The organism is Sphingobium sp. FG125 (assembly GCF_057809795.1).
Map to the genome: position 1 here is coordinate 1 of NZ_JBMDKQ010000005.1, position 13,502 is coordinate 13,502.

Annotated in this window: 10 protein-coding genes, 1 tRNA gene and 3 pseudogenes; 4 read left to right on the plus strand and 10 right to left on the minus strand. The window is 63.7% G+C overall.

The window, feature by feature from the left end:
* Positions 1 to 42: 42 nt before the first annotated feature.
* A pseudogene (locus ACODSR_RS05975) lies at positions 43 to 801 on the plus strand (IS481 family transposase); the annotation flags it as partial.
* A gap of 157 nt (positions 802 to 958) precedes the next feature.
* Positions 959 to 2,041, plus strand: a pseudogene (gene istA / locus ACODSR_RS05980) (IS21 family transposase); the annotation flags it as partial.
* 30 nt (positions 2,042 to 2,071) lie between these two features.
* Here istA and ACODSR_RS05985 read toward each other — a convergent pair.
* Both ACODSR_RS05985 and ACODSR_RS05990 read right to left on the minus strand, forming a co-directional pair.
* Positions 2,072 to 2,317: pseudogene (locus ACODSR_RS05985) on the minus strand (Arm DNA-binding domain-containing protein); the annotation flags it as partial.
* A 143-nt stretch (positions 2,318 to 2,460) separates the two neighbouring features.
* Positions 2,461 to 2,552 (minus strand) — tRNA-Ser (locus tag ACODSR_RS05990).
* Between the two features lie 234 nt (positions 2,553 to 2,786).
* On the opposite strand from ACODSR_RS05990, the gene ACODSR_RS05995 reads away from it, so the two are divergent.
* Entirely contained in the window at positions 2,787 to 3,572 is a 786-nt protein-coding gene (locus ACODSR_RS05995) for a DUF1134 domain-containing protein (protein ID WP_489074648.1), read from the plus strand.
* 50 nt (positions 3,573 to 3,622) lie between these two features.
* Here the strand turns inward: ACODSR_RS05995 and dinB are convergent, their stop codons facing one another.
* From dinB to ACODSR_RS06010, 3 genes are read right to left on the minus strand one after another with little or no spacing between them, the layout of a single operon-like run.
* Complete coding sequence (gene dinB / locus ACODSR_RS06000; RefSeq protein ID WP_489074650.1) at positions 3,623 to 4,711, minus strand: DNA polymerase IV; 1,089 nt, start codon at positions 4,709 to 4,711, stop codon at positions 3,623 to 3,625.
* 57 nt (positions 4,712 to 4,768) lie between these two features.
* Entirely contained in the window at positions 4,769 to 5,299 is a 531-nt protein-coding gene (locus tag ACODSR_RS06005; protein ID WP_489074652.1) for a DUF177 domain-containing protein, read from the minus strand.
* A complete protein-coding gene (locus ACODSR_RS06010; protein WP_489074654.1) occupies positions 5,296 to 5,823 on the minus strand; it encodes a ubiquinol-cytochrome C chaperone family protein in 528 nt (175 codons plus the stop codon). Before ACODSR_RS06010 ends, ACODSR_RS06005 begins: the two co-directional genes overlap by 4 nt.
* A gap of 164 nt (positions 5,824 to 5,987) precedes the next feature.
* On the opposite strand from ACODSR_RS06010, the gene ACODSR_RS06015 reads away from it, so the two are divergent.
* Positions 5,988 to 6,503 (plus strand): outer membrane protein assembly factor BamE, encoded by a 516-nt coding sequence (locus ACODSR_RS06015; RefSeq protein ID WP_006966442.1) that lies wholly within the window; start codon positions 5,988 to 5,990, stop codon positions 6,501 to 6,503.
* A gap of 11 nt (positions 6,504 to 6,514) precedes the next feature.
* On the opposite strand, the gene pepN is transcribed toward ACODSR_RS06015, so the two are convergent.
* From pepN to mnmG, 5 genes are all read right to left on the minus strand, one after another.
* Positions 6,515 to 9,112, minus strand: coding sequence for an aminopeptidase N (gene pepN / locus ACODSR_RS06020; RefSeq protein ID WP_489074656.1), 2,598 nt, complete (start codon positions 9,110 to 9,112; stop codon positions 6,515 to 6,517).
* Between the two features lie 192 nt (positions 9,113 to 9,304).
* Complete coding sequence (locus ACODSR_RS06025) at positions 9,305 to 10,228, minus strand: ParB/RepB/Spo0J family partition protein (protein ID WP_489074658.1); 924 nt, start codon at positions 10,226 to 10,228, stop codon at positions 9,305 to 9,307.
* Positions 10,225 to 11,007 carry a ParA family protein gene (locus ACODSR_RS06030; protein ID WP_217673973.1) on the minus strand — a complete coding sequence of 261 codons (783 nt, stop codon included), beginning with the start codon at positions 11,005 to 11,007 and terminating at the stop codon, positions 10,225 to 10,227. The genes ACODSR_RS06025 and ACODSR_RS06030 overlap by 4 nt, the downstream gene beginning before the upstream one ends.
* Positions 11,004 to 11,648, minus strand: coding sequence for a 16S rRNA (guanine(527)-N(7))-methyltransferase RsmG (gene rsmG, locus ACODSR_RS06035; RefSeq protein ID WP_489074660.1), 645 nt, complete (start codon positions 11,646 to 11,648; stop codon positions 11,004 to 11,006). The genes ACODSR_RS06030 and rsmG overlap by 4 nt, the downstream gene beginning before the upstream one ends.
* Positions 11,645 to 13,495, minus strand: coding sequence for a tRNA uridine-5-carboxymethylaminomethyl(34) synthesis enzyme MnmG (gene mnmG / locus ACODSR_RS06040; protein WP_489074662.1), 1,851 nt, complete (start codon positions 13,493 to 13,495; stop codon positions 11,645 to 11,647). Before mnmG ends, rsmG begins: the two co-directional genes overlap by 4 nt.
* Between the last annotated feature and the right edge of the window lie 7 nt (positions 13,496 to 13,502).

Genomic DNA, 13,502 nt, shown 5'->3' on the forward strand with positions numbered 1-13,502 from the left:
TCCTACCGGCCATCATAGTCGCCGCTCAACCGGCCATCGTAGTTGTCGCCGCGCAAGGCCGCGATCGTAGCCCTGCGCGTACAGGCCCGGCTCCCGCTCGACGATGTATTCATCGCTCTGAAAGACGTCATTCCTCATCTGACGCGAAGCAGCTTGCACCGATGTTTGCAGCGCTACGGCATATCCCGCCTGCCAAAAGTCGATCGGGAGAAGCCCAAGGCATTGAAGAAATATGAGATCGGCTACTTCCATATCGACATTGCCGAACTGCGCTACGAGGGCGGCAAAGGCTTCCTGTTTGTTGCGGTGGATCGCACATCAAAGCTGGTGTGTGCTCGAATATACCGCAAGGCGACCAAGCTCGCGGCAGCCGCTTTCCTCAAAGTTCTGGTCAAGACCGTGCCGTACAAGATCCACACCATCCTCACGGACAATGGCGTGCAATTTACCGATCGCTATCAAAGTGACGGAAAAGGTTGGATCACCCACATCTTCGGGCGCGTCTGCAACCAGAACGACATCGAGCACCGTCTTACCAAGCCTTATCACCCGTGGACCAACGGCCAGGCCGAACGCATGGTTCGCACCATCAAAGAGACCAACGTCAAATCCTTCCACTACACCTCGGTCCAGGAGTTGCGACGCCATGTCAGCGAATGGCTGACAGCCTACAACTTCGCAAAGCAGCTCAAAGCGCTGAGGTTCAAAACACCATACCAGGCAATCGACCAGCTCTGGCAATCAAAGCCCGAAGTCTTTAACGTCAAACCTGACCATCACAATCTGGGACTAAACACCTAGTTGGTTGCCCCCTTCATCTCATTCTGCCGGGGCTAGCCCCGGCAGAATGAGATGAGCCGACATTGTCCTCATCTACTTTGCAGACGCGGAGACGGGGCCGATGATCCGACTTGGAGAATTGATGATGATCCTCGAACTACATCGGTAGGACGTATCGATATCGGCCATTGCCCGACGCACTGGTCGCGATCCCAAGACCATCCGAAAATATATCGATCGGCGCACCGAGGCCCCGGTTTACAGCCCGCGCATGCTGGGTCGACCGAACAAACTGGCACCCTATCTGGAATTTTTGCGTGAGCGAGTGACGGCATTTCCCGATCTGACGGCGGCGGGCCTGACACGGGAAATTCGTGAGCTGGGGTAGATGGGCGCTTATACCGCGGTAAAGCGGTTCCTGGCAGCGATCCGGCCGGAAAACGGCCCCATGCCCTTTGAGGTTCGGTTCGAGACGCCGCCTGGCGTGCAGGCACAGGTCGACTTTGCCTTCTTCGTCGTCGAATTTACCGATGAGCCCGGCGTCAGTCGGATCGTCTGGCTGTTCAACCTGGTGCTGGGACATTCGCGCTTCCTGTTAGCGCGCTGCGTTATGCACCAGTATCTCCACAGCCTGTTGCGCTGCCATATGCAAGCCTTTGAAGCCCTCGGCGGCGTCCCGATCGAAATCCTCTACGATCGTATGAAAACCGCCGTGACCGGGGAAGATGATCAGGGCCACATCATCTACAATCGATTATTGCTGGCTCTGGCGGGGCATTACCGTTTCGTGCCGCGCGCCTGCCGCCCCTATCGGGCCAAGACCAAGGGAAAGGTCGAGCGGCCATTCAGCTATATCCGCAAGGACTTCTTCCTGGGCCGGAGCTTCCGCAATCTGGACGATCTCAATGTCCAGCTGATCGACTGGCTCGATACCGTCGCCAACGTCCGTGTCCACGGCACGACGCAGCGGATTATTGCTGAAGCCATCGCCGCCGAGCAGCCTGAGTTGCAGCGGCTTCCGGCGGGGCGCTTTGACGCTGTTCTGAAGCTTGAGCCCCGCGTCAGCCACGATGGGATGGTCTCTATTGGCGGCAAATACTACAGCGTTCCCGATCGCACCCGTCGCGTCGTCGAAATCCAGCAGTTGCCCGACAAGATCCGGATCGTAGAAGGCTTCCAGCGTTCGCAACCATTGCCCCTCGTGCTTTTCGTTGCGCCAGGTCTTGCGGTTCGCCGCATAGACCTTGGCCGTCGCCTCCCTGAATGTCGGGATGCCACCCGCCTTGCGCTTCTCGAACACAGGGTCGAGGCCAAGCTCCACCCAGGTCCGCACCTCGCGCGCCCGGTCGCAGGCAACAGACAACGTCACCTTCGCTGCGCTGCCCAATCCGATGTCGCGCCTGCGGCCATGCTTCTGGACGCGGCACACCCAGCTTTTGGAGCCGGTTGTGCCGACCACCAGAAACAGGCCCTCGCCGTCACCGAAGCGGCGCGGTCGTTTTGCTGCCTTCACACCTGTTACGGAGAGCTTTCCCATGCCGATATTCTCCCACGCTTTTTACCACACGCCAAATCGGTCACCGACAGATGCGAGGGGATGAGGTGGGACGCGAATCAGTCCGAAAGGCCCGGAAACGCTGGGCTTTTTCGGTTCGCTATGGATGCAGAAAAACAAGCTATTGGCGGAGACGGAGGGATTCGAACCCTCGGTAAGGAGTTATCCCTACGACGGTTTAGCAAACCGTTGGTTTCAGCCACTCACCCACGTCTCCAAACATGGCCTGAACGCCCGCTTGGGGCGGGGCTGCGGCTAGGCGACGTGTCCTATAGCGACGGCTTTGGCGCATGGCAACGGTCCTGTTCGGGGATTTTTTACCCTTTTGCCATGCTCGTAAATCGTTCCGGCCCGGAATCGACTCAGGTGGGCGTTCGTTCATTGTCGTTTCAGGTTGAAAGCCGATAGTCTGGGGGATGGTTAAAATGGCAATTTGCGGGGAGCATCGGGCATGATCGGGATTATGGGACGGACAAGCGCCCGCCTGGCGCGGGCAGCCGCACTGATGGCGGGGCTGGCGGGGCTGGCGCTCAGTCCCGTGGCGGCGTCGGCACAGGTGCGCACGATCGATCCCAACACCGCTATCGATGCCGATCTCGCCCCGCCGCCGCCCGCGCGCAGCGCTCCCACAGAACCCGGCGTCGATCCCAGCGTCTATAGCGACACTACGGCCGACAGCGCCGTCACGTCCGGCACAACCGCGACTGGCGCGCCCGTCACTGCCGCATCGCCCCCCGCCGCGATCGCACCCAGCGATTCCTTCCAGCAGGACGATCTGATCGGCGCGGCCGAAGGCGTGTTCGGCAAGGGCGCGGAAGGGCTGGCGGGCCTGATCGAAAAAGTGCTGAAGGATCAGGGTCGCCCCAACGCCTATATCGCCGGGCGTGAGGCATCGGGTGCCTTTGTCGTCGGCCTGCGCTACGGCTCCGGCACGCTCAATCACAAGGTGGAGGGCAAGCGCGAAGTCTATTGGACCGGGCCGTCGATCGGCTTCGATGTCGGCGGCAACGCAGCCAACACCTTCGTCCTTGTGTATAATCTCTACGACACGCAGGATCTCTATCACCGCTTCCCGGCCGCCGAAGGCACAGCTTATTTGGTGGGTGGTTTCACCGCCAGCTATCTGCGCTGGGGCAATGTCGTATTGATCCCGATCCGTCTGGGCGTCGGCTATCGGCTGGGCGTCAATGCCGGCTATATGAAGTTCAGCGAAAAGCGGACCTGGTTGCCGTTTTGAGAGGCGTTTGTGCTCCCGCCTGCGCGGGAGCACCGTCTTCCCTTCAAAGACTACAACCCCAATGCCAGCTGATCGCCCTGTTCGCCTTCCTCCGCTGCTTCCAGATTGTGCACCCCCAGCCCCAGCAACCGGGCGCCCATGCGCAGGGGTAGCTGGGCCAGCAGCAACTCCCGCGCAGACTGCGCCAGCAGATCGGGCGACCGCACTGGCGTGGCAAAGCTGCGCGACCGGGTGATGATGCGGAAATCGGCGAATTTGATCTTCAGCGTCACCGTCCGGCCCCAGGCCTGCGCCTTCTCGATCCGGCCCCACAGGCCGGTCGCGATCCGGTCGATCTCCGCGATCAGCCGCTCCCGGTCAATCAGGTCGTCGAAGAACGTGTCCTCCACGCTCACAGACTTGCGCTGTTCGCGCTCGCGCACTGGCCGGTCGTCCTGCCCGCGTGCGGCGCGATAATAATAGTCCGCCGCGCTGCCGAAATGCGCCTGGAGGAAAGCCAGGTCGCGCGCGCGCAGGTCGGCCCCCGTCTCGATTCCCAATGCGTGCATCCGCGCCGCCGTCACCGGTCCCACGCCATGAATGCGCCGCACCGGCATCGCTGCGATGAAAGCCGGGCCTGCGCTGGGCCGCACGACACATATCCCGTCGGGCTTGTTCTGGTCCGACGCCAGCTTGGCGATCAGCTTGTTATAGGAGACGCCCGCCGATGCCGTGAGGCCGGTTTCGGCGCGAATCAGCGCGCGTATTTCCGCCGCGACCTGCGTTGCCGAAGCAATACCCGGCTTGTTCACGGTGACGTCCAGATAGGCTTCATCGAGCGATAGCGGCTGAATCATGTCGGTGAAGCGCGCGAAGATCGCCCGGATCTGCCCGGACACTGCGCGATAGGCGTCGAATCGCGGCGGCACGAAGATGAGGCTTGGGCAGAGCCGCCGCGCCCGTGCGCCGGGCATGGCGGACTTCACGCCGAACGCCCGCGCCTCATAGCTGGCTGTGGCTACCACCCCGCGCGGACCGCCGCCGCCGACCGCGATCGGCTGGCCACGCAAGGCGGGATCGTCGCGCTGTTCTACCGACGCATAGAAGGCATCCATGTCGATATGGATGATCTTGCGCAGCGGTGGCGGCGGAGCGTCCATGGCGCAATCTTATGCCACGACAGGAACGAAAGGGAAACAGCGTTGCCGCCGCGACGCTTATTCTTTGCCCTTGAGCGCCAGCAAGGCGGCAAAGGGACCAGCCTGATCCTCCTGCAGCACGCCGGCTTCACGTAAAACGGCATCGGCATCAGGCGCGCGGGGATAGGGCGTCATCGCCAGCGCTACGGTTTCGGCCACCGCCTCCCCCATGTCGATGATATTGCCGCTATAACCGATCGTGTCGCAATCCTCCGCGTCCAGCTCCATTTCAGCGCCTTCAACGACATCGCCATCCTCGGCGACAAAGCGGAGCAGGAAATCGCTGTCGATCGCTTCAGGCACCGGCAGGCCGGTCGCGACGCAGGCCTGGGTCAGCGTGGCCCGCACCCGACCGCGCGCGAAGATGCTGCCATTCTCCTCACTGATCGCATAGTCCGCCTCCAGCGCGTCGAGCGCCAGCAGCGTGAACCGGCGCATCAGCGCCTCGCGCTCGGCGGCGTCTGCGGTGATGGTCGTGTTGCCGTTGATATGGCCGATCTGGTCCAGCCGGATGGGCCGCGAAAATTCAGGCGTCGGCAGCGCGGTCATCCCAGATCCCCCGCCAGCATCGCATCGCGGGTCAGGCAGCCCAGCCGCGTCCAGCGCGCCCGCAGTGCGCCCTCGACATGGGCGAGCGCAGCGTCGCTCACCGGCGTCCCGCGATAGAGGTTGCGGCGCAGCGCATCGGCCATGTCCGCCTCACCAGCCAGCGCCGCGCGATAGGCGCTGATCCGGCCACCCAGCGCGCTCATCATCCGGCCGATATGCTTGCCGACCACGACGTCGCCAATCCCTTCCTGCCGCAATTGGCCGTCCATATCATCGACGAATAATTCGGTCAGCCAGACGCTTTCCTGGGTTGCACCCTGCTGCTCCAGCCGCATCAGCACCTGCGCCAGCACCGCCACGATCATGTCGAAGCGCCCGTCCAGCGTGTCCGGCACGGCGCCGTCCATATACCAGTGCGGCTGGCGCCCCTCCGCGACCACGGCATGGTAGAGCGGCATCAACCCCGCCTTGGGATCGGCACGGCCAAACAGGCGCTGGAGGAAGGAAGGGGAGGCTGTGGACATGAGGACTATGCTTTTTTAAGACGGATCGTTGGACGGAGCGCCGTCCTGCCAAGTGTCGCCCCTTGCCGGGAGCGACGCATTTCCATATTGATCGAGCCGCTGCCCAATGCAATGGCGGCGTCATGTTTATTGGGTTCGCGGGTGCGTTCCGCCAGGAGAAGTCCATGCGTCAGTTCAGCCGTCATTCCACACGCGGGCGTTTCCTGTTGGCTCTCGGCCTCGGCGCGCTGGTGCTGGGGGCATCGGGCTGCACCCGCATCCGCACCCATCAGGGCTATCAGGTCGACAAGCTGCTAGTCGATTCGGTCCAGCCGGGCATCGACAATCGCGCATCGGTGGAAGGGACGCTGGGTCGCCCCAGCTTTACCTCGCAATTCGGTGAGCAGGACTGGTATTATGTGTCGCGCGACATGCGGTCGCTGGCCTTTTCCAACCCCAAGCCCGCCGACCAGACGGTGCTGCGCGTCCGCTTCGATGCGGCGGGCAATGTCGTGGCGGTGGATCGCGCCGGACTTGAGCAGGTCGCCAACATCTCCCCCATGGGCGACAAGACCCCGACGCTGGGGCGCAATCGCAGCCTGTTTGACGAGATATTCGGCAATATCGGTGCGGTCGGCGCTGGTGGCATGGGCGGCAATGCCGGCGGCAGCGGTCCGGGTGGCGGCCCCAACGGCAGCTAACTAGCTGCCCCTCACTCCAGGCTCTTGCTCGCCTGTTCGGTGACATCCTTCGACAGGCCCGGCTGCGTCAATATGCGCTGCAATTGCGCCCGCATGTGCGCGGCGCGATCGGCGTCAAAGCGCTTCCAGCGGCCCAGTGGCGGCACCAGTCGCGCGGCGGTTTGCGGATTGCGCGAATCGAGCGCGATGATGCAGTCCGCCACCAGTTGATAGCCCTTGCCCGACCGGTGATGGAACGCCCACTGATTACCCGCAAATGCGCCGTAGAGCGACCGCACCCGGTTGGGATTGGACAAGGTGAACGCCTTGTGCCGCCCCAATTCCTCCACCTGATCGACCGTATCGGGATGCAGCGCGAACGCCTGGGTCTGGAACCATTTGTCGAGCGTCAGCGCATCATGCCCATAGCGGTTGTAGAATATGTCGATCGCCGCATCGCGTTCCGCGCTGGTGCCATTGGCCAGCGTGGCGAGCGCCGCCTGCCGCTCGGTCATATTATCCGCCTCATGAAATTGGGCGAAGGCGATAGCAGGCCCATCTTCCGCGCCCGACGCCACCAGATAATGGAGCGCCGCATTGCGCAGTTTGCGTGCGCCCTTGGCCGCGGGCGACAGCGAAAAGCCGTTCGCCTTGGTCCGGCTATGGATATCGCGCCATAGCGGCTCCAGCTCCGCGCCGATCCGCTGTTGCAGCGCTTCCCGCGCGGCGTGAATCGCATCCGGGTCCACCACCGCCATCTGGTCACCCAGATAGGCTTCGCTGGGCAGGCGAATGGTTTCGGCTATAAAGGCCGGGTCAAGCAGCGGGTCGGTGATAGTGTTGCGCACCGCCGCGATGACGGCGGTGCCGTCAACCGGTTGCCCGGCAATAGCGCCGATCAGCACATTGACCATCAACTGCTGCATCGCCTCATAACGCGCGAACGGATCATCGTCGCGCGCTGACAGGAAGGCGAGATCATCCTGGCTGCGGTTGGTTTCGACGATCACCGGCGCAGAAAAACCGCGGTTAATCGACAGGATCGGCGGGGCGGCAAAGCTCTCGAAACGGAAGCTCTGTCGCGCCTCCGTCAGCATCAGCAGCTGGTCGCCCTGATGCGTGCCAGTTGCCGGATCGAACAGAGCGACACGCAGCGGGATCGCCATCGGCTGCTTGTCGGGCTGACCGGGGGTTGGCGGGATGCTTTGTTGCAGATCAAGCTCGACCGTTCCGGTCACAGCATCATGGCGCAGCAGCGCGCGGACATGCGGGGTGCCTGCCTGTTCATACCAGCGGCGAAACTGGGTCAGGTCGATGCCCCCGCCCTCTTCCATGGCGGCGACGAAATCCTCGCAGGTCGCGGCCTGCCCGTCATGCCGGTCGAAATAGAGATCGCTCCCGGCGCGGAATCGTTCGGCCCCCAGCATCAGCGCCATCATGCGGATGATCTCCGCGCCCTTATTATAGATAGTGGCGGTGTAGAAGTTACTGATTTCCATATAGGATTCAGGTCGGATCGGATGCGCGAGCGGACCGCTATCCTCCTGAAACTGGGCCGCGCGCAGGATGCGGACATCCTCGATCCGCTTGACCGCATGGCTGCCCATGTCGGCAGAGAAATTCTGGTCGCGAAAGACGGTGAAGCCTTCCTTGAGGCTCAACTGGAACCAGTCGCGGCAGGTGACGCGATTGCCCGACCAGTTGTGGAAATATTCATGCGCCACCACGCCTTCGACCCCGTCATAGTCGATGTCGGTCGCAGTTTCGGGGTCGGCCAAAATATAGCGCGAATTGAAGATGTTGAGGCCTTTATTCTCCATCGCGCCGAAATTGAAATCAGCGACAGCGACGATATTGAACACGTCCAGATCATATTCGCGGCCATAGACGCGCTCGTCCCAGGCCATACTGTCCTTGAGCGCCTGCATGGCATGAGCGGTGCGGGGCAGGTCGGCTTCCCGCACCCAGATGCCCAGTTGCACCTCGCGCCCGCTCATCGTCACGAAGCGGTCGACGTTACAGGCCAGGTCGCCCGCGACCAGCGCGAACAGGTAGCAGGGCTTGGGGAAGGGATCGTTCCAGAGCGCCCAGTGACGGCCAGCATCACCCTCCCCCTGTTCGACCGGATCGCCATTGGCGAGCAGGATGGGGAAGCGCGCCTTGTCGGCGGTCAGTCGCACGCTGTAGCGCGACAGGACATCGGGTCGATCGGGGAAGAAGGTGATGCGGCGAAAACCCTCCGCCTCGCACTGGGTGCAGAGCAGGCCGCCGCTGGCGTAGAGGCCCATCAGCTTGCTATTATTCTCCGGCACCAGCTCGACCAGCGTTTCGATGCTGTGCGTCGCGCCGGTCAGGGCGATGATCAGCGACCCGGCCTCCAGATGCCAATCGTCCGCAGCCAGCACAGCGCCATCGACCTTCACCTCCAGCGGCACCAGCCCGTCACCATCCAGCCGCAGCGGCCGGTCATGATCGCCATTGCGCGTCACCGACAGGGTCGCACGAACGCTGGTCAGCGCCGGGTCGAGATCGAAATCCAGCGCGATGGTGGGGACGAGCCAGTCGGGCGGACTATAGTCGCAGCGGCGGATAATCGCGGGAGCGGCGGTGGAGTTTTGCATGTCGGCCATGCCCGCAACCTAGGGATCGGGTGGGTAAAAGACCAGACTGCTTTGGGTCTAACTCGTCAAACTTCGCCCATATCAACGATGGTGATTCACGGCCTTGGCGCACCACAAAACTATGATCCGTTCGTTTCGAGCGAAGTCGAGAAACCTCAGCGCAACCGCTTCTCGACTGCGCTCGAAACGAACGGAGGTTGGTTAGATGCGTTCGCCTGACAGGCGCTGGCACAGCATGTCGAGCTGGTCGAGGGTCGAGTAACGCAGCGACAGCGTGCCGCCCGCGCCGCTCATATGGTCGATATCGACCTTCAGCCCCAATATGTCGGCCAGATGCTGTTCCAGCGCGGCGATGTCCGCATCCTTGTCGCGCGAACCGCCGCCGCGCCGCGCGACGGGCGCATCCTCGCCCTTCTTGACCCGGCGCACCAGCTGTTCGGTGTCGCGGACGGAAAGCCCCTTTTGTTCGACCTGCCGTGCCAGCGCCTCGCAATCGGGCGCGCCGATCAGGGCGCGGGCATGGCCCATGCTGATCTTCTGTTCGACCACCTGCTGCTGCACCATGGCGGGCAGATCGAGCAGGCGCATGAGATTGGCGACATGGCTGCGCGATTTGCCGACCAGTCGACCCAGCGCTTCCTGGCTGTGATGAAATTCGGCGATCAGCTTGCGATAGGCTTCGGCCTCTTCGATCGGATTGAGATCTTCGCGCTGGATATTCTCAATGAGCGCGATTTCCAGCGTCTCCGCCTCGTCGAAATCGCGGACGATGGCGGGGATGCGGTGGAGATGGGCGCGCTGCGCCGCGCGCCAGCGGCGTTCGCCTGCGACGATCTGGAAACCACCACCATGGGGCCGGACGATGATCGGCTGGATCACGCCGCGCTTGGCGATGCTTTCGGCCAGTTCCTGCAACGCGCCTTCGTCGAAATGGCGACGCGGCTGTTCGGGGTGCGGCTGGATCAGCGCGACCTCTATGCTCTGGATCGCCTTGCCCGACGGCGAGGGCACGGCTGCGGCCACCGGCTCCTCGCGCGCGACGTCGCCGAGCAGTGCGGACAGACCCCGCCCCAGTCCGTGCGGGCGCTTGACCACCTTGGGCTTTTCGCTGGTGTCGTCGCTCAAGCCGCTACCTCCTGCCGGGGCAGGCGCGCGATCAGTTCGCGCGCCAGTCGCATATAGGCTTCCGATCCCGAACAGCGGAAGTCATAGATCAATGCCGGAACGCCGTGGCTGGGCGCTTCGGACAGGCGCACATTGCGCGGAATGACGGTCGTGAACACCAGATCCCCCAGGCAGGCGCGCACATCGTCGGCCACCTGATCGGTCAGCCGGTTGCGCCGGTCATACATGGTCAGCGCCACGCCCATGATCGACAGGCCCGGATTGAAGCGCCCGCGGATACGCTCGACCGTCTGGAGCAGTTGCGAAAGCCCTTCGAGCGCGAAAAATTCGCACTGCAACGGCACCAGCAAGGATTGCGCCGCCACCATCGCATTGATCGTCAACAGGCCCAGCGAGGGCGGGCAATCGATCAGGCAAATGTCCCAGCGGCCCGCCGGCGCTTCGGCCAGGACCCGCTCCAGCCGATGGGTGCGCTCTTCATATTCGATCAGTTCGATTTCGCAGCCCGACAGATCCTGCGTCGCGGGGACGAGATCGAGCTTGGGCACGCGGGTGGCGACGATGGCGTCCTCCAGCGCGCAATTGCCGACCAGCAGATCATAGCTGGACTGCGCGCGATCCGCCTGCATCACCCCCAGCCCGGTCGAGGCATTGCCCTGCGGATCGAGATCGACCAGCAACACCCGCAATCCCGTAGCAGCCAATCCCGTGGCCAGATTGATTGCGGTTGTGGTCTTGCCCACGCCGCCCTTCTGATTGGCGATGGCGATGCAGATCATGCGCGGCCTTTCCTCCTGGCGACGGGTTTGACGGCGTGCGCGATCAGGATGGCGCTATCGGCATCCGTTACGCTGGCTTCCATGTGAAAGACACCTTGCCACGATGAGCGCACCGCCTCCAGTTCATTTTGCGCATTTCGTCCCTTGGGCAGCACCCAGAGCGTTTTTTCATTCGCCAGATGCGCGGCGGACGACAGGAGTTTAGGCAAAGGCGCGTAGGCGCGGGCGCTGATCACCGCTGCGGCTGTGGGCGGGGCAGCCTCGACACGACCGCCGAACACATGCGCGCGCTTGAGGTCGAGTTGGTCGATGACTGCGTCAAGAAATTCTATCCGCTTGCGCCGCGATTCCACCATCGTCACCGGACGGGTAGAGAGGCAGGCAACGACGATACCAGGCAGTCCCGCGCCGGAGCCAAGGTCATACCACTCCCCCTCGCCCGCATTTTCTGCATGGCGCAACAGTTGCGCGGAATCGACGATATGCCGCGCCCAGATATGGGGGCGGGTCGATTCCGCGATCAGATTTTGCTCGTCCATCGCCGCCAGCAGGATCGCGACATAGCGTTCCAGCCGGTCCCATGTTTCACGTGAAACATCGAACTGCGTATCGAGCCAGGCCCGCGCTTCCTCTTCCGTCACGCGGCCACCCGGCGCACATGGACGAGGATCGCCGCCAACGCCGCCGGGGTGATCCCCCTGATCCGGCTGGCCGCCGCCAGCGTATCGGGCCGGGCCGCATCGAGCCGCTCGATCATTTCGGTGGACAGGCCACCGATCAGGGCGAAGTCGAAATCGGCCGGAATCATCACCCGCTCGTTGCGGCGCATGTCGGCAATCTCGGCGTCCTGCCGTTCGAGATAGGGGGCGTAATGCGCATCCTCCAATATCTCGGCGCGCAGGTCGTCGGGGGCATCGCGCAGGCCGGGAGCAAGGGTCAGCAGCAAGGCCTGATCGACTTCGGGGAAGCGCGCCCATTCAAACAGGCTGCGCCGCGCGCCGTCCTGCCGCACGGTTGCGCCAGCGCGCGCCATTTCGGTGGCGGTCATCGGACTGGCCAGTTCCGTCTCCACCGCAGCGCGTTGCGCCGCGCGATCCGCCAGACGGGCGGCGCGATCCGGGCCGATCAGTTCGTGCGAGAGACCAATCGCGCCCAGCCGCGTTTCCGCATTATCGGCACGCAGCCGCAGCCGATATTCGGCGCGGGCGGTCAGCATCCGATAGGGTTCGGTCACGCCCTGCAACACCAGATCGTCGATCATCACGCCGATATAGCTGCTGGCCCGGTCGAGCACCAACGCCCCCTCGCCCCGCGCCCGCGCGGCGGCATTGACCCCGGCGACCAGCCCCTGTGCGGCGGCTTCCTCATAGCCGGTCGTGCCGTTAATCTGCCCGGCACAGAAGAGGCCGGGGATGGTGCGGACTTCCAACGTGGAATCGAGCGCGCGCGGATCGACATGGTCATATTCGACAGCATAGCCCGGCACGACGATCTCGGCCCGCTCCAGCCCGCGCATCGAGCGAACCATGGCAACCTGCACATCTGTGGGGAGCGATGTGCTGATGCCGTTGGGATAGACGAGCGGATCGTCCAGCCCCTCCGGCTCCAGAAAAATCTGATGCCCGTCGCGATCGCCGAAGCGCTGGATCTTGTCCTCGATCGACGGGCAATAGCGTGGCCCGCGCCCCTCGATCGCGCCGCTGAACAAGGGCGAACGCCCCAGCCCGTCGCGAATGATCTGATGGGTCTGTTCATTGGTGCGGGTGATGGCGCAGGCGAGTTGGGGCAGCACGCGCCCGTTCGATAGCGGCGACATGGTCCAGTGCGCGCTGTCGGAAGGCTGCGCCTCCAGCGCCGCCCAGTCGATCGTGCGCCCGTCGATGCGCGGCGGCGTGCCTGTCTTGAGCCGCCCGATCGGCAGGCCGATGGCGCGAAGCTGGAGGCCCAATGTGGTCGCGGCGCGCTCCCCCACGCGACCGCCAGTCTCGCGCTCGTCGCCCCGGAACAGCTTGCCGCCCAGAAAAGTGCCGGTCGCCAGCACGACCGAGGGCGCGTGCAGGACGCGGCCATCGGCCAGCGCCAGCCCGGCAACGGCGTCGCCATTAAGCAACAGCGCATCGGCTTCGCCCTCGACGATGGTGAGGCCGGGCTGCGCGTCGAGCATCTGGTGGATCGCGGCGCGATAGCGTTTGCGGTCGGCCTGGACCCGCGGCCCCTGCACGGCGGCACCCTTGCTGCTGTTGAGCATCCGATAATGGATCGCGGCGGCATCGGCCGCGCGGGCGATCAGCCCGTCGAGCGCATCGACCTCGCGCACCAGATGGCCCTTGCCCAATCCGCCGATCGCCGGGTTGCAGGACATGGCACCCACGGTCGCGCGCTCGAAGGTGAGCAGCGCCACCGCAGCGCCCTTGCGCGCCGCTGCGGCAGCCGCCTCGCATCCTGCGTGGCCACCACCGACCACGATCACATCATAGCTTGTTCGCATGGCGCTG

What these genes read in the sequence shown, in the direction of transcription:
- ACODSR_RS05995 (WP_489074648.1), top strand. Translation starts at nt 2,787, where the DNA reads ATGATCGGGATTATGGGACGGACAAGCGCCCGCCTGGCGCGGGCAGCC.
- dinB (WP_489074650.1), bottom strand. Translation starts at nt 4,711, where the DNA reads ATGGACGCTCCGCCGCCACCGCTGCGCAAGATCATCCATATCGACATG.
- ACODSR_RS06005 (WP_489074652.1), bottom strand. Translation starts at nt 5,299, where the DNA reads ATGACCGCGCTGCCGACGCCTGAATTTTCGCGGCCCATCCGGCTGGAC.
- ACODSR_RS06010 (WP_489074654.1), bottom strand. Translation starts at nt 5,823, where the DNA reads ATGTCCACAGCCTCCCCTTCCTTCCTCCAGCGCCTGTTTGGCCGTGCC.
- ACODSR_RS06015 (WP_006966442.1), top strand. Translation starts at nt 5,988, where the DNA reads ATGCGTCAGTTCAGCCGTCATTCCACACGCGGGCGTTTCCTGTTGGCT.
- pepN (WP_489074656.1), bottom strand. Translation starts at nt 9,112, where the DNA reads ATGGCCGACATGCAAAACTCCACCGCCGCTCCCGCGATTATCCGCCGC.
- ACODSR_RS06030 (WP_217673973.1), bottom strand. Translation starts at nt 11,007, where the DNA reads ATGATCTGCATCGCCATCGCCAATCAGAAGGGCGGCGTGGGCAAGACC.
- mnmG (WP_489074662.1), bottom strand. Translation starts at nt 13,495, where the DNA reads ATGCGAACAAGCTATGATGTGATCGTGGTCGGTGGTGGCCACGCAGGA.